The sequence below is a fragment of the Geobacillus genomosp. 3 genome, from assembly GCF_000445995.2.
Taxonomy (GTDB): domain Bacteria; phylum Bacillota; class Bacilli; order Bacillales; family Anoxybacillaceae; genus Geobacillus.
This window is the reverse complement of sequence record NC_022080.4, coordinates 971,893-987,461: the sequence shown is the minus strand read 5'-3', so window position 1 is coordinate 987,461 and position 15,569 is coordinate 971,893. Positions and strand designations below refer to the sequence as shown.

The 15,569-nt window shown below is 51.1% G+C and carries 15 protein-coding genes; 2 read left to right on the top strand and 13 right to left on the bottom strand.

The genetic code is table 11. The annotated features are described in order from the left end of the window. Window position 1 precedes the first annotated feature (1 nt). Together M493_RS05075 and M493_RS05070 are read right to left on the bottom strand one after the other, a co-directional pair. Window positions 2-1,009 carry a CAP domain-containing protein gene (locus tag M493_RS05075; protein ID WP_020959218.1) on the bottom strand — a complete coding sequence of 336 codons (1,008 nt, stop codon included), beginning with the start codon at window positions 1,007-1,009 and terminating at the stop codon, window positions 2-4. Between the two features lie 128 nt (window positions 1,010-1,137). Next, a complete protein-coding gene (locus M493_RS05070) occupies window positions 1,138-1,563 on the bottom strand; it encodes a CBS domain-containing protein (protein ID WP_020959217.1) in 426 nt (141 codons plus the stop codon). A 175-nt stretch (window positions 1,564-1,738) separates the two neighbouring features. Between M493_RS05070 and M493_RS05065 the strand changes: the two genes are divergently transcribed. Next, complete coding sequence (locus M493_RS05065; RefSeq protein WP_020959216.1) at window positions 1,739-2,098, top strand: YugN family protein; 360 nt, start codon at window positions 1,739-1,741, stop codon at window positions 2,096-2,098. Window positions 2,099-2,135: 37 nt separating this feature from the next. On the opposite strand, the gene M493_RS05060 is transcribed toward M493_RS05065, so the two are convergent. The 8 genes from M493_RS05060 to cyoE all read right to left on the bottom strand — a co-directional run bounded on the left by M493_RS05060 (window position 2,136) and on the right by cyoE (window position 8,943). Then, a complete protein-coding gene (locus M493_RS05060; protein WP_041267869.1) occupies window positions 2,136-2,429 on the bottom strand; it encodes an Asp23/Gls24 family envelope stress response protein in 294 nt (97 codons plus the stop codon). Between the two features lie 75 nt (window positions 2,430-2,504). Continuing rightward, window positions 2,505-2,960, bottom strand: a complete 456-nt coding sequence (locus tag M493_RS05055) for a DUF420 domain-containing protein (protein ID WP_020959214.1) — start codon at window positions 2,958-2,960, stop codon at window positions 2,505-2,507. Between the two features lie 47 nt (window positions 2,961-3,007). Next, entirely contained in the window at window positions 3,008-3,910 is a 903-nt protein-coding gene (ctaG, locus tag M493_RS05050) for a cytochrome c oxidase assembly factor CtaG (RefSeq protein WP_020959213.1), read from the bottom strand. A gap of 106 nt (window positions 3,911-4,016) precedes the next feature. Then, the gene (gene ctaF, locus M493_RS05045) at window positions 4,017-4,349 is read right to left on the bottom strand and encodes a cytochrome c oxidase subunit IVB (RefSeq protein WP_020959212.1); all 333 of its coding nucleotides are present in this window, start codon (window positions 4,347-4,349) and stop codon (window positions 4,017-4,019) included. Between the two features lie 4 nt (window positions 4,350-4,353). Then, window positions 4,354-4,974: a cytochrome c oxidase subunit III gene (ctaE, locus tag M493_RS05040; protein WP_020959211.1), complete on the bottom strand. Its 621-nt coding sequence runs from the start codon at window positions 4,972-4,974 to the stop codon at window positions 4,354-4,356. After that, window positions 4,974-6,845, bottom strand: a complete 1,872-nt coding sequence (ctaD, locus tag M493_RS05035) for a cytochrome c oxidase subunit I (protein ID WP_020959210.1) — start codon at window positions 6,843-6,845, stop codon at window positions 4,974-4,976. The genes ctaE and ctaD overlap by 1 nt, the downstream gene beginning before the upstream one ends. Before the next feature lie 23 nt (window positions 6,846-6,868). After that, window positions 6,869-7,939, bottom strand: a complete 1,071-nt coding sequence (gene coxB / locus M493_RS05030; protein WP_020959209.1) for a cytochrome c oxidase subunit II — start codon at window positions 7,937-7,939, stop codon at window positions 6,869-6,871. A gap of 74 nt (window positions 7,940-8,013) precedes the next feature. Continuing rightward, window positions 8,014-8,943: a heme o synthase gene (cyoE, locus tag M493_RS05025; RefSeq protein WP_020959208.1), complete on the bottom strand. Its 930-nt coding sequence runs from the start codon at window positions 8,941-8,943 to the stop codon at window positions 8,014-8,016. A gap of 349 nt (window positions 8,944-9,292) precedes the next feature. Between cyoE and M493_RS05020 the strand changes: the two genes are divergently transcribed. Further along, the gene (locus tag M493_RS05020) at window positions 9,293-10,303 is read left to right on the top strand and encodes a COX15/CtaA family protein (RefSeq protein WP_071990872.1); all 1,011 of its coding nucleotides are present in this window, start codon (window positions 9,293-9,295) and stop codon (window positions 10,301-10,303) included. A 125-nt stretch (window positions 10,304-10,428) separates the two neighbouring features. Here M493_RS05020 and pyc read toward each other — a convergent pair whose 3' ends face one another. The 3 genes from pyc to M493_RS05005 all read right to left on the bottom strand — a co-directional run bounded on the left by pyc (window position 10,429) and on the right by M493_RS05005 (window position 15,536). Continuing rightward, a complete protein-coding gene (pyc, locus tag M493_RS05015; protein ID WP_020959206.1) occupies window positions 10,429-13,872 on the bottom strand; it encodes a pyruvate carboxylase in 3,444 nt (1,147 codons plus the stop codon). 58 nt (window positions 13,873-13,930) lie between these two features. Then, the gene (locus tag M493_RS05010) at window positions 13,931-15,142 is read right to left on the bottom strand and encodes an FtsW/RodA/SpoVE family cell cycle protein (RefSeq protein WP_020959205.1); all 1,212 of its coding nucleotides are present in this window, start codon (window positions 15,140-15,142) and stop codon (window positions 13,931-13,933) included. A gap of 121 nt (window positions 15,143-15,263) precedes the next feature. Beyond that, on the bottom strand, window positions 15,264-15,536 hold the full coding sequence (locus M493_RS05005) for a YlaN family protein (protein ID WP_420480334.1): 273 nt from the start codon (window positions 15,534-15,536) through the stop codon (window positions 15,264-15,266). Window positions 15,537-15,569: the final 33 nt, after the last annotated feature.

Genomic DNA, 15,569 nt, shown 5'->3' with positions numbered 1-15,569 from the left:
TTTATAGCGGCGTCAAGAAGTTTTGCGTGTAATAATCGGCATAAACACCGACGCCAAGGTGAGTAAACTGTTCGTTCAGCATAATTTCCCGATGTTTCTCGCTGTTTAACCATCCGGCGGTCGCCTCCACACCGTCCACCTGATGGGCGGCGATATTTTCCCCGGCCAACTGGAAGGATACGTTCAGTGCGCTCAACCGTTTGGACAGATCACCGTATTGCGGCGACTCATGGGAGAAAAATCGGTGGTCATGCATATCCCGACTATGCTTGGCAGCGGCGGCGGCCGCTTTGTCATCCCAGATAAGAGGAGAAAGCCCATGGCGGCGGCGGATCAAATTCGTCCAGTCGAAAATTTGCTTCGCATTGGCTGCATCAACGTTTCGTTGCTCTTCTTCCGACAAGGAGGCAGCTGCAGGCAGACGGCCACGGTAAACAAGCTCGTACGGCCGCAGCTTTACAAACGTTTCAGCGTCCATGAGACGAACAGCTGCCACGCTGCCGGTGAACCGATCGATGTACAGCTGGGCATATACATCGCCGACTTTGACGACCGGTCTTGACGAGTAATCTTGTTCAGACAGCTCAAACCGGTACGTTCCGCTGTTTAGCTTAATTTCAATGTTGGATAGAACCGGCATCGTTTGAAAAATCGTTTGTAAGCGCTGGCCGACCGCAAATGGCTCGACATTCACCTTTTTCCCGCCGACCAAGGCAGTGACGATCCGACCTTCGAACACACCAATTTGCACATACGACTCGGGACGGCGGCTGTACACCCACCAATCATAGCCATAGGCGGACGGATCGATCCGATCCGGCGTACCGAGCTGTTTTGTCGCCTCTTGCGCCGGTTGGCCAATTAAGGCGACAATGCCGGCCGTCGCCTCCGGCTCTTTCAACACATAACCGTCTGTCTTCGGCTGCTCCGGAGGGCTCGGGGGCGGCGGACTCGGCGCAAAGTAATAAAATCCGATCAAGAATAACAAAAAAAGGAAAAACCATTTCACACCGCAACTCCCGCTTTCTACACAATATCCTTACTGCCATTATAGCCGTTTTTCAAAGACAAAAAAAAGAGGACGCCCAAAAAAGAGCGTCCGATCTCACGAAAAGAAGCCGTGCCCTGCCCACTTGGCTAATGGACCGTATGTTGTTCGGAAATCTCGCTCAGCGCACGGCCGGCGCTTTCATCAGAATAGCGGTTCGTCGCCAGGTCACCAAGCGCAACGATGCCGACTAAACGACCGTCTGCCACGACCGGGAGACGGCGAATTTGATGGCGCGCCATCAAATCTGCCGCTTTTTGCACCGAATCGTCCGGCGATACTGTTACAAGCTCGCGGCTCATCACCTCCGTCACCGCCGTCGAACCGGGGTGCTTTTCCGCGATGCCGCGCACGACTAAATCGCGGTCGGTAATCATGCCGACGAGGCGGCCATGATCGACAATCGGAATGGCGCCAACATTAAATTCACGCATTTTCACAGCTACTTCATACATGTTGTCGAGCGGGGTGCAATATTGCACATCCGTCGACATGACGTCCCGTACCGTTTGCATTGTCCGTCTCTCCTTTCTGCTTTTATTGTGTGTCAGCTGGCGAGAAAAAATGCAAGCAAAACGGAAACAATGGCAAACAATTCGTTGAAATGCAAACCGTTTTCGTACTATTATAAATGAGGGGATAATTTCCGTATTTGGCGCTTTCCATATTGTGTTGTTAGGAGGAAGAAACATGAAATTTGAAAATAGCGGCCTTGAAAATCAGACGGTTGAACTGTCCCGCCTTGATGACATCATGGCGCACCACGGTTTTGTGCGCGCGGCGCAGTGGGATTACGAGCGGGTCACGTACGATCGGAAATACGTGATTAAAGAAGGAACGTACTATTTGCGCGTTCAAGGGTACGCGATCGAAGGGGATGTCGGCTCGCGCTATGCGCTCATTAAACTGCTCACGCCGATTTTAGGAAAACATTACTATCCGCACGGTGTTGAATATGGCGAAGGTGAACATTTTCCGTCTTCTCTTGTCAGCCAATGCCAAAAAGTATTGGAGCAGGTCAAAAGCGAAATCGACAAGACGAAAGAGTAAAGAAAAAACGCATGAGAGCTCGTTTCTCATGCGTTTTTTACGGTGCGACAAGCCGCTTGACCGTCACGTCGACCGACTCGGCGCTGTATGGCGTCATCGCGGCGATCTCCTCGGCAATTTGCTGCTGCAGCTGCCGGCAGACGGCAAGCACCGGCGCCCCGTATCGGATGGACAGCTTCACCGTAATGTGGCACCCACCGCTCTGGGAGACCGTCACGAACACTTCGCAGTCATCCGGCACAACCTCTTCCCACTCGCACACACACATCATGACAACCGTCAGCAGCGTCGCTTCCACAGCGCTCCGCTTCCGGTATCGAAACGTATTCACCGCATTCTCCCCCCGCTGCATTTTCTCCCCTTATATTATGCTATGCGGCGCCGGGAGCCGGCGTTACTTTGCCGACTAAAAGCCCAATACCGCTTTAATGAGCGAAGTCGTCTGTCCCCCCGGGTAAAGCACATAAAGCAGCCAATAGACAACAGCACCGGTTGAGGCACTGCCAAACCAAATGATGCTTGCCACCGGACCGAGACGGCGATGACGGGATCGCTTGTCTTTTAATCCGGTCCAAATGGTCACAAGCCCAAACACCGCCCCGACCGTCGCTAAAACAATATGGAAAATGAGAAATACGGTATAATACACTTTGACGTCTTCTGGTCCGCCAAAGCTCGTATTGCCAATAAACAACGTCCGCGACATATAAATGATAAAAAACAAAAGCGCAAAGGCGGCAGCGGCTAACATCACCTTTTTATGTGCCTCCGTCCGCTTGCGGCTGATCAAGTACCAGCCGTAAGCGACCAGCAAGGCGCTGATCACAATACAACTCGTGCTGATCGTCGGTAAAATCGCCATGGCTTCTCTCCCTTTCCTACGCTTATCTATTGGTAGTAAATGGCGCTCTACAGTTTAGTCGGCCGCGGTGCCATATCCATGCTCGGTTCTTTTTCCCGTTCTTTCCGATACCACTCGCTAAAAATAAAGAACAGCATAATCCCGTACACAATTTCTTGAATAATTTTCATCAATACCCCGCCAAGCTGCTGATCATGAAGCGGGGACATCGACAAAAACATTTGCGGTCCGGTCAAGTCAAGCGAAGCCAGTATTCCCGGCGGCACGCAAAGCGCCAAGCTGGTCATCCATGCTTCCGGATCCGTGTACGTCTTATAGAGCGGGGTGCCGGCAAAGATAATGAGCGCACAAGCCGGCGTAAGCAGCATGCCGTCGGCAAAAATATAACCCATTTTTTTTAGTCCTGATAATGCCGTCCATCCGGAAAGTTTATTCACGAGCGGCCACCACATGAAAAAGGCCGCAACGAAAATGGCCGTTGTAACAAAAGCATGCAAAAACATATTTGTTTTCACAACGTCAAAAATCATTGGAACATGGTACAAGGAAAATAAACCGTTAAACAAAAGCAATGACACGATCGGTTTTGTCAACAGCTGAAACGAACGGCGCACCGCTGCAATCCGGAATATCCGCTCATAAAACGGCTCCGGAATCCCTAAAATCAAACATTGCGGCACAGTTAAGTAAAGCAGCGCCATTTGCACCATATGGGCGGTAAACGTCAAATGGCCCAGTAAATCAAGGGGGGAACCTTTGCATACGTAAAGAAGGGCGATTCCTGTCAAAAAGTACGCTTTTTGCTTTCTCGAAACAGGGGCATCGAGGCCAAACCGCTGCCGCCACGGTCCGGTAGCTCCGAGGTACAACAAGACAACAGTCACTAATGCCAACAGAAAAAACGGACTCCAAAGCGCCACTGGACCAAACATTTGCAGCGATTGAAACATATGAATCCCTCCTGCTTTGTCCTTTTCTCATTATACTACATGCAGCAGCACAAGGGCCATCAAAAAGGGGAAACCGGTATGTGCACCGATTCCCCCCACTGTCTGTTTACCACCAAATGACCGTCGAAAACGCCCAAACGAGAACTAACATGACAAGCACGCCGCCATACATAAATAGCGCTGGAAATTCATGTCCCTTATGGCTCATATGCATGAAATAGTACAACTGAAACGCCACTTGCACGCCGGCTAAAAGCAAAATAAATGGAATGACAAACCAATGGGAAAACTCTTCGTAGCCGACCGCAGCAAAAGCGATCAATGTCAACAAAATCATCAACACGAAAGCAATGACTTGGTGGCGCATTTCTTCGGCATTTTTCCGGCGGCGGTACATTAAGTCGATGCGCTCATTTCCTGAATTCGTTTGGTTCGCCATACGTTCACCCCACCATTCCCATTAAATATACAACGGTAAAAATGAACACCCAGACGACGTCAATGAAATGCCAGTAAAGGCTCGCAACATAAAATTTCGGAGCGTTGTATAAGTTTAACCCACGCTTTGCATTGCGAATCATGAGCGTTAAAATCCAAAACAGCCCAAACGTCACGTGTGCACCGTGTGTGCCAACAAGCGTGTAAAATGCAGATGCAAAGGCGCTTGCCGTAAACTTATGGCCTTCGTGAACATACTCATAAAACTCGTAAATTTCCAAAGCCAAAAACCCCGCGCCAAGCAGGACGGTAATGCCGAACCAAAGCTGCATTTTTTTAAAGTCAAAGTTTTTCATATGGTAAATGGCATACACACTCGTCAAACTACTCGTTAACAGGAGCATTGTCATCATAAACACGAGCGGCATTTGGAACAGCTCTTCGGCGGAAGGACCGCCGTTTGTTTTGTCTTTGAGCGCCAAATAGGTGGCGAAGAGAGAGGCGAACAGCACCGTCTCTCCGCCTAAAAACAGCCAGAAGCCGAGAAATTTATTTTTTCCCTCAAGGGTGGCGCGTTCCGGTGCAGCCGGGAACGTCTCGGCCGTCAACTTTTCCTCGACATGCATCAAGCGTTCGCCTCCTTCTTCTCAAACTCAAGCACTTCTTCTTTATGGATATGGAAACCGTGGTCATCGATGATCGAGCGCAAGAACATCGCGCCAAACGTAATGAGCAAGCCGATGATGCCTACCGGCAGGCCCCAGGCAGTTTCTTGATGATACGTAAAGCCGAAGGCAGCGATAAACAAGCCGAACGACATGACGAACGGCAAGAACGATGGATTCGGCATATGGATGTCGCCAAGCGGCTCGGCCGGCGTCAATTCTTTTTTGCCTTCCATTTTTTCAACCCATAAGGCATCGAGTCCACGGACGAGCGGCGTTTGCGCAAAGTTGTACACCGGCGGCGGCGAAGAGACTGCCCATTCGAGCGTGCGGCCGTCGCCCCACGCATCTCCCGCTGCCTTTTCGCCTTTTGCTGTCGTAATCACAATGTTAATAAGTAAAATAACCGTCGCGGCTGCCATAAAGAACGCTCCGACCGTGCTGATCAAGTTGCCGGTCTCCCACCCTTGGTTCGGCAAATACGTGAACACACGGCGCGGCATTCCTGTTAAACCAAGGAAATGCTGGATAAAGAACGTCAAATGGAAGCCGATAAAGAACAGCCAGAATGTAATTTTGCCAAGCGTCTCGTTCAGCATGCGGCCAAACATTTTCGGCCACCAATAGTGCGTACCGGCAAGCAGGGCAAACACAACCCCGCCGACAATGACGTAATGGAAGTGCGCCACGACGAAATAACTGTCATGGTATTGGTAGTCAGCGGCAGCCGATGCGAGCATGACACCTGTGACCCCGCCCATGACGAACGACGGAATAAACGCTACTGCATAATACATCGGCGTCGTAAACTGAATGCTTCCGCCCCACATCGTAAACAGCCAGTTGAAAATTTTAATCCCCGTCGGAACCGCAATCGCCATTGTCGCAACGGCAAAGATCGCATTCGCAATCGGCCCCATCCCAACTGTAAACATATGGTGTGCCCATACCATGAATCCGAAAAAGGCGATGAGCACCGTCGCAAACACCATCGACGAATAGCCGAACAGGCGCTTGCGCGAGAATGTGGCAAAAATCTCCGAGAAAATACCGAACGCCGGCAAGATCAAAATATAGACTTCCGGATGGCCAAACACCCAGAACAAGTGCTCCCAAATGATCGTGTTGCCACCGGCAGCCGGGTTGAAGAAGTTGCCGCCAAACAACCGATCCATCATTAGGAAAATCAACGCCACGGTCAACGGCGGGAACGCAAACAAAATAAGCGCCGAAGCCACAAACGTCGCCCAAGTGAACATCGGCATGCGCATAAACGTCATGCCAGGGGCACGCATATTGATGATGGTAACAAGAAAGTTAATACCTGCTATCAATGTACCAAAACCAGAAATTTGCAATCCAAGCGTATAAAAGTCAACACCGTGATGCGCCTTTGAATCAAGCGCCAACGACGCATACGACGTCCAGCCAGCGTCAGGCGCGCCGCCTAAAAACCACGAACAGTTTAAAAACAAACCGCCGAAGAAAAAGAGCCAAAATCCGAGCGCGTTCAAAAACGGGAACGCGACATCGCGCGCGCCGATTTGAATCGGCACAACTGCATTCATAAACGCGAAAAGAAGCGGCATGGCAGCCAAGAAAATCATCGTCGTCCCGTGCATCGTCAGCACTTCGTTATACAAGCCGCCGACGAGAAAATCGCTGTTCGGCTTAGCAAGCTGAATGCGGATGAACAACGCTTCGAGACCGCCGAGCAGGAAGAAAAACCCACCGGCAATTAAGTACAGATGGGCGATTTTTTTATGGTCGACCGTTGTCAGGTAATCCCATAAAACGGCACCGACACCCTTTTTGCGAGCGATCGTACTCACAGTGAAACCTCCTTATTTATGCCTTATTCCACTTTCAAGCTCATTAAATATTTTGTTAATGCATCAAGCTGCTCTTCCGTCAGTTGGCCATATGTACCTGTCATTTTATTTCCAGGTTTTACGCCTTCAGGATCTTTCAACCATCTTTTTAAGTTTTCTTCATTGTGTTCTAAAATGCCGGCAATGGTTTCCCGATCCGCAAAATTCGCCAAGTTCGGCGCTGTCCGCGCTTGTTCCGGACGCTGATCGACTGGCGATACAGCATGGCAGCCAATACAGCTCTTATTGAAAATGGCCTCCCCTTGTTTGGCGACTGGATCTGTCACAACCGGCTTTTTCGCATTTTGCATTTTTTCTACCCATGCGTCAAACTCTGCGCGCGGCAGTGGACGCACTTTGAAATCCATCAGCGCATGGGACGGACCACAAAGCTCGGCGCATTTACCGTAAAAGATGCCGCCTGCTTTGTCTGTCGCTTCTTGGTCAAAGACAAGCCAGAACTGGTTTTTGTTGTCTGTATTTGTATCCATCTTGCCTCCGACCGCCGGAATCCAGAACGAGTGTTTGACGTCTGACGCAATCAAGTTAAAATAGACTTTTTCGTCCGTCGGCACGACCAAATCTTGGCTTGTAATAATGCCGTAATCCGGATATTCAAACTCCCACCAGTACAAGTTGGCGCGAACGTTGACCACAACCGTGTCTTTATCACGGTTCTTGTCATTCATCGGCTTGACATCCGCCAGCTTAAACGTCGCCGATACCGTCGGCACCGCCAAAATCAGCAAGAGGATAATCGGAATGACAGTCCAAATGATTTCCAACTTATGGCTTCCTTCCACTTGCTTCGGAATTTTATTTTCCTCTCCCTTGCGCCGCCGGAAGCGGATGACAACATAGACGAAAATGATCGCCACAACGACAATGACAAGCACCATGATCGCCGTGCTCAACAACATGAGCGAGTACTGCATCTCCGCTACTTCGCCGGCAGGCTGGAGCGTCGACAAAAACGGCTTGCCGCAGCCGGCGAGCAACAGCGCCATCATCCCAAACAGGGAAAATAAGCGCCAGTTCCGTAGCCCTTTGTTCATAGCCTAATCAAACCCCTCTTTCTTTGTTCTGAAATATATATAAATTCTTTCGTGGAGAAAGAATTTTAACCTGTTCACCAAAGCGTGGCGATGACCATCGCCACGAACAAAATCGTCAAATAGTTGAGCGAATAGACAAACATCCACTTCGCCCACTTGATGTCGTCTTTCATTTTCAACCCCCATAATCCGAGCAACAGCCAACCGACGTTTAGCAGCGTCGCCACTGTTAAAAACGGAACGCCAAGCGGAAACAAATAAAACGGCAACGGCAACAAACAAGCCACCCAGACGATGATTTGCCGCTTCGTCATGGCAAAACCGTGGACGACCGGCAGCATCGGGATGCCGGCGGCGCGATACTCTTCACACCGCTTCATCGCCAAGGCCAAAAAGTGAGGCGGTTGCCATAAAAACATGATTAAAAACAAGACAAGCGGAACAATATGGAAATCCGAATCGACCGCCGTCCAACCGATCACCGGCGGCACGGCGCCGGAAATGCTGCCGACGACGGTGTTAAGCGTATAGTTGCGCTTCGTCCAAAGCGTATACAGGAACACGTACGTCACCATGCCAATCAGCCCGACAACCGCAGCCGTAACCGTTGTCATAAGCAAGCTCATCGTCCCGACGGCAACAAGCGTCACCCCAAGCCAAAGCACCCGTCGCGGCTCCATTGCTCCTGTCACCGTCGGTCTCCCCTTCGTCCGCTCCATATGCTGGTCAATGTCGCGGTCGATAAAGTTATTGATGCTGCATGAGCCGGCAATGACGAGCGCTGCGCCAAACAGCGTAAAAAACACAAGATGCAAATTCTCCAAAAAGTGTTCCCCGGTAAAATAAAACGCCAGCCACATTCCGGCAAACGTCGTGATCAAGTTGGAATTGACGATCCCGATTTTTACAACCGACGACAATTCCTTCCAAAGTGCCTTTATGCTTGCCTGCGGGCGATGCCCGGCATCGGCCGCGGCCCCATGCACCGCTTTCAAATCGGCCATTTCTCCTGCTCCTCCTCGCCGCGCCGCCCATGATGAGACAGCGCCGTCATATTGCCTGAAATTCCATCCAATGCGAATGCGAAAATAAAGAATAAAATAGGGTTGTTTTCTCTTTATATTAAATCACATTTTTTTCTCATCATGTGAACTTTTTTTGAATAATTTGTGTCAAATTTTCGAATCCCCAAGACCGAAAACGGTTTATACGCTTGTCCCATTAATATTTCTAGCAAACTTAACCGACTTATTCAATATGCAAACGTCATTTTGTGTTTCCTGGCGTCATCGTGTAAAATAGACTTGACTTGAATGCGCCATTGACAGCGCTAAACTCCATCACTTTACTAATATGGACAAAATCATAATTTCTCAATACAAGAAGGTGAAGATTTTGCAACGTCCGTTACATTCATTAAAGTGGTTTGCATGCGTAACGACATTGGCGATGCTGTTTGTACTGATCGGGGGAGCGCTTGTGACGAAAACCGGCTCCAGCTTAGGATGCGGCCGGTCGTGGCCGCTGTGTAACGGCCAGTGGCTACCGGATGATATTACGCCGGAATTGGTCATTGAGCTGAGCCATCGACTCGTTTCCGGGCTTGCCGGCATTATGGTGCTTATCCTTTCCATTTGGGCGTGGCGGGCCGTCGGCCATGTGCGGGAAACGAAGTTTTTGGCTGTCGTCTCATTTGTCTTTCTTGTCGTGCAAGGGCTGATCGGCGCCGCTGCTGTCGTCTGGGGGCAGTCTGATTTTGTGCTGGCCTTGCATTTTGGCATTTCGCTCATCTCGTTTGCCGCCGTGCTGCTGCTGACGCTGCTCATTTTTGAAGCGGACAAAACCATTTCCGCCGCTTCACTCACGCTTCGCAGACCCATGCGCTTTCATATTTATGGGATCATTATTTACTCGTACATCGTCGTCTATACCGGGGCGCTCGTCCGCCATACGAACGCCAGCCTTGCCTGCCCAAGCTGGCCGCTATGCGCCAAAACGCGTCTTTTCCCGGTACAGTTTCACGAGTGGGTACAAATGGGCCATCGGCTCGCGGCAGGGCTGATCGTCATCTGGATTGCCATCGCGGCACTGCATGCCGCCCGCCATTACCGCAGCCAGCCGGTCATTTATTACGGGTGGATCATCGCTTTTCTTCTCGTCCTTGCCCAAATGGCGACCGGAGCGCTCGTTGTGTTCACACAGCTGAATTTATATGTGGCCCTAGCGCACGCCTTTTTCATCTCGTGCTTATTTGGGGTGCTCAGCTACTTGTTGCTGTTGGCGCTCCGCACCCGCCGCAATCCGGCTCAATCCGTCAGCCGCCCGGTTGGAGAAACAGCGCCGGCTGCATTAAAATACCGATAATCGCCTTTTAAAAGTCGGCATAAAAAGAGACAAGTCCTACAAGACCGTTTTTCTTTCCACAAAATGTTGCCACCGTTTTATTAGAAAAGGTGTCTCCACCGTTCTGGAGACACCTTCTCTTTTCTTTATTTTGACAATTCGATCAGCAAGTCACCCGCTTGAATAGCATCGCCGCTTTTCACATAAATGTCTTTCACAATGCCGGCAAACGGCGCCTGCACCGTCGTTTCCATTTTCATCGCTTCCGTGACCATCAAATGGTCGCCTTTATCTACTTTCTCCCCTTTTTCGACGAGCACCTTCACAACCGTACCTGGCATCGTCGCTGCAATATGGTTCGGATTCGTCCGGTCCGCCTTAATGCGTTCAGCAACCGCTGCTTTGATGCTTTCGTCGCGGATGATGACTTCGCGCGGCTGACCGTTCAGCTCGAAGTAGACGACGCGCGTGCCGTCCGCCTGCGGTTGGCCGATCGACACGAGCTTCACAATCAACGTTTTTCCGCGCTCGATTTCCACTTCGATTTCCTCGCCAAGGCGCATGCCATACAAAAACGTCGGGGTATCAAGCACGGATACATCACCGTATTTTTCCACCGTTTCTGCGTACTCCAAAAATACTTTTGGATAAAGAGCATAGGCAATCGCATCAAAGTCAGTCACTTCACGGCCAAGCTTATCATACAGTTCCCGCTTGATCTGCTCGAAATCAACCGGTTCAAACAGTTCGCCCGGGCGGACGGTGATCGGCTCGCGCCCTTTCAAAATAATGCGTTGCAGCTCTTTCGGGAATCCGCCGTGCGGCTGGCCTAAATAACCTTCGAAAAACTCCACGACCGAATCCGGGAAGTTGAGCGTTTCGCCCCGTTCAAAAATGTCCTGCTCCGTCAAACCGTTTTGCACCATGTACAGCGCCATATCGCCGACAACTTTCGACGATGGTGTCACTTTGACGATATCACCGAACAAGTCGTTCACACGGCGATACATTTCTTTCACTTCATCCCAGCGGTCTCCAAGGCCGACCGCTTTCGCCTGCTGCTGCAAATTGCTGTACTGGCCGCCTGGCATCTCATGCATGTATACTTCCGTATGCGGCGCATTCATGCCGCTCTCAAACTCTTGGTAAAACTTGCGCACATCTTCCCAATAGCGCGCCAGCTGCTCAAGGCCATAAATATCGGCTTCCGGAGCCCGCTCCGTTCCTTCCAACGCATAATAGAGCGTGTTGGCGCTCGGCTGCGACGTCAAGCCGGCCATCGAGCTGATGGCGACATCGACAATATCGACGCCCGCCTCGATTGCCTTGGCGTACGTGTAAATGCCGTTGCCGCTCGTATCGTGCGTATGCAAATGAATCGGAATATCGACCGTTTCCTTGAGTGCGGAAATGAGCACGTACGCCGCCTGCGGCTTCAAAAGCCCCGCCATATCTTTAATGCCCAAAATGTGCGCCCCAGCCTGCTCAAGCTCTTTCGCCAGCGCCTTATAATAGTCCAAATTGTATTTCGGCCGGTTCGGGTCTAAAATATCGCCGGTGTAGCAAATGGCGGCCTCGGCGATTTTGCCGCTTTGCCGGACGGCATCAATTGCCACCGTCATCCCTTTCACCCAGTTTAAGCTGTCGAAAATGCGGAAGACGTCAATGCCGGCATGGGCCGATTTGTCGACAAACTCGCGGATGACGTTGTCCGGATAGTTTTTATAGCCGACAGCGTTGGCCGAGCGAAGCAACATTTGGAACAACACGTTCGGAATGCGCTCGCGCAGCTTCAAAAGCCGATCCCACGGATCCTCTTTTAAAAAGCGGTACGCCACGTCAAACGTCGCCCCGCCCCACATTTCAAGCGAAAACAAGTTCGGCAATAGGCGCGCCGTCGGTTCGGCAATATGCAACAAATCAGTCGTGCGCACGCGCGTTGCCAACAGCGACTGATGGGCGTCGCGGAACGTCGTATCGGTGAGCAGAACGCGCGGCTGTTCTTGAACCCAACGAACGAGCCCCTCAGGGCCGCGCTCATCTAAAATTTGCTTCGTTCCGGGCGGAATCGGTTCCGTATGGCCTACTCTCGGCACGCGCGGCTTGTCAAACACCGGCTTTTTCTTTTTCCCGATGCCTGGAAAGCCGTTGACCGTGACCGTGCCGATGTAAGTAAGCATTTTCGTCCCGCGGTCTTTCCGGCGCGGGAACACAAACAGCTCCGGCGTCGTGTCAATGAACGATGTATCATATTCCCCCGACAAAAATTTTGGATGCTGGACGACATTTTCCAAAAACGGAATGTTCGTTTTAATGCCGCGGATGCGGAATTCGCGCAAGTTGCGCAGCATTTTTCTTGCCGCCTGCTCAAACGTCAGCGCCCATGTCGACAACTTGACGAGCAAGGAATCGTAATACGGCGTAATGACCGCCCCTTGGAAGCCGTTCCCGGCGTCCAAGCGCACGCCAAAGCCGCCGCCCGAGCGGTACGCCATAATTTTCCCGGTATCCGGCATAAAGTTGTTGAGCGGATCTTCGGTCGTCACCCGTGACTGAATGGCATAACCGTTAATGCGAATGTCTTCCTGCTTCGGGATGCCGACCTCATGGCTGTGAAGCGAAAAGCCGTCGGCAATTAAAATTTGCGACTGGACGATATCAATGCCAGTAATCATTTCGGTGATCGTATGCTCGACTTGGATGCGCGGATTCACTTCGATAAAATAAAACTCATCACCCGAAACGAGAAACTCGACCGTTCCGGCGTTAACGTAACCGACGCTTCTCATGAGTTGGACTGCCGCCTCGCAAATGCGCTGGCGCAGCTCGTCCGACAGCGAAACGCTCGGCGCGACTTCGACGACTTTTTGATGGCGGCGCTGCACCGAGCAGTCACGTTCATAAAGATGAACGATGTTTCCTTCGCAATCCCCTAAAATTTGCACTTCAATGTGCTTTGGCTTTTCGATCAACTTTTCGACATAGACGTCGTCGCTTCCAAATGCTGCCTTCGCTTCTGATTTGGCGCGTTCGAACGCTTCTTTCACTTCCGACTTTGAGCGGACGATGCGCATGCCGCGTCCGCCGCCGCCAAGCGCCGCTTTAATGATGAGCGGATAGCCGTGCGCCTCGGCAAAGCGGACGACATCTTCAAGGCCGCCGACCGGCCCATCGCTGCCCGGAATGACGGGAATGCCCGCGTTCACCGCCGCATGGCGCGCTTTTACTTTGTCACCAAACATATCAAGATGATCTTCGTTCGGGCCGATAAAAATAATTCCTTCTTCGCGGCACCGTTTGGCAAATTGAATATTTTCCGACAAAAACCCATATCCCGGATGAATAGCATCAACATCGTGGGTTTTGGCAATCTCAATAATTCCTTCAATATCCAGATACGCTTCAATCGGCTTTTTCCCTTCGCCGATTAAATACGCTTCATCTGCTTTATAACGGTGGTACGAACCGGCATCTTCCTTCGAGTAAATGGCCACGGTGCGGATGCCAAGTTCTGTGCAGGCGCGGAAGACACGGATGGCGATCTCCCCGCGATTGGCTACGAGTACTTTGCGAATTCGTCTTGTCCTCATCGTCTCTCCTCCTTTCTAATTAAACTATAAAAATTTTTCTATTTTGTAAATACACTTTCTAAAAAGTCAGACCTTTTTTCTGCCCGCCAGCGGCTAGTTTTTCGCCTTTTTTATACCGTTGTTCGTACTTTGTAAACATGGAAATATTGACGAGCAAGCCAAGTGAGGCCATCATCAGGACGAGCGATGTCCCCCCGTAGCTGACGAGCGGCAGCGGCACCCCGGTGATTGGAATGAGCCCTGTCACTCCACCGACGTTAATAAACGTTTGAAAGCCGATCATGACGGAAATGCCGATGGCGAGCAAGCTGCCGAACGCATCGGCAGAACGGCGGGCGATCCATAACCCGCGCAGCACGATAAACGAAAGCAACCCAAGCGTGAACATCACGCCAAACAACCCGAGCTCCTCGGCAATAACCGCCATAATAAAATCCGTGTGCGATTCCGGTAGGTAGCCGTATTTTTGCACGCCCTTTCCAAGGCCGAGCCCTTTCAACCCGCCAAGCCCGATCGCCAAGTACGAGTTGACAAGCTGGTAGCCGTCACTGCTCGCGTATTGAAACGGGTCTAAATAGCTATAAAGGCGCGACATCCGTTCATCGGAAAAAATGTTTTCACCTACAGCCGGAAACCAAAACGGCGACAGCACCGCCCCAATGAGGGTAAAAAAGAGCAGTTGCTTTAGGAGCAAAATGAGGCGCAACCCGGATGAAACGATGATGCACATCGCGATGAAAAACACAATCGCCGCCGTGCCAAAGTCCGGCTGGATGGCGATTAAAAAACAAATAAACAGCGTGTAATAAATCGGGAACAAATTGCTTTTCACCGGCTCAGCCAACCGTTTCTGCTTGTTGGCAAACGCCGCCGCCAAGTACAAAATCAGACCGAGCTTCGCCAGCTCCGCCGGTTGGACAGAGAGCGCACCGACGCGAAACCAGCTCGTGGCGTTGTTGGCCGTATGGCCGAGAAGCGCAACCGCAACCAGCATCAATGGGGAAGCAACAAACACAAGTTTCACCCATCGTTCTTTTCGCCATACCTTATACGGGATCACCGCCATAACGGCGAAGGCGAGCAACGCGGCGATGAGCCATCGCTTTTGCCGTTCGTAAAAATAGTCGCTCGGCACCTCAAAGCGGATGACAGCGGTGACCATGCTTGAACTGTATACCATAATCAAGCCGAACAACGACAACATAACAACGGCAGTCACAAGCGGATAATCGTAACATTTCAGCACTTTCTTCCACAATTGTCGTTCCATCTTCCCTCTTCCCCATTTACACATATGTACATAAATCATTCGCAGCGGCGCACCGTTTTCCTGCCGAAAAACAGAAAAACTCAAACGACGGCGGGACGGTCGTTTGAGTTGTCATGTATCGTTATCGTACGCGCTTTTTCGTTACTGCCTCATGCAGCGCGGAGAGCTCCCGCTCGAGCCGGTCAAGGAGCGCCTTCCCGTCTTTCGCCTCGACAAGGCCGAGGCGCACCGCAAAGTCAATTTCACGCGACAAACCGAACATTTGCGTGTCCAACACTTCTTCATACAGCGGGCATTGCGGCATCGTCAAATGATCCATTTGCACGCGGATGAGCTGAATAATTTTTTCCGCATCCGCTTGCAACAGCGCGTACGCCTTTTCCTGGTAGCTCATCGATTCGTCCGTCACATCGATCCCTCCGTTCTC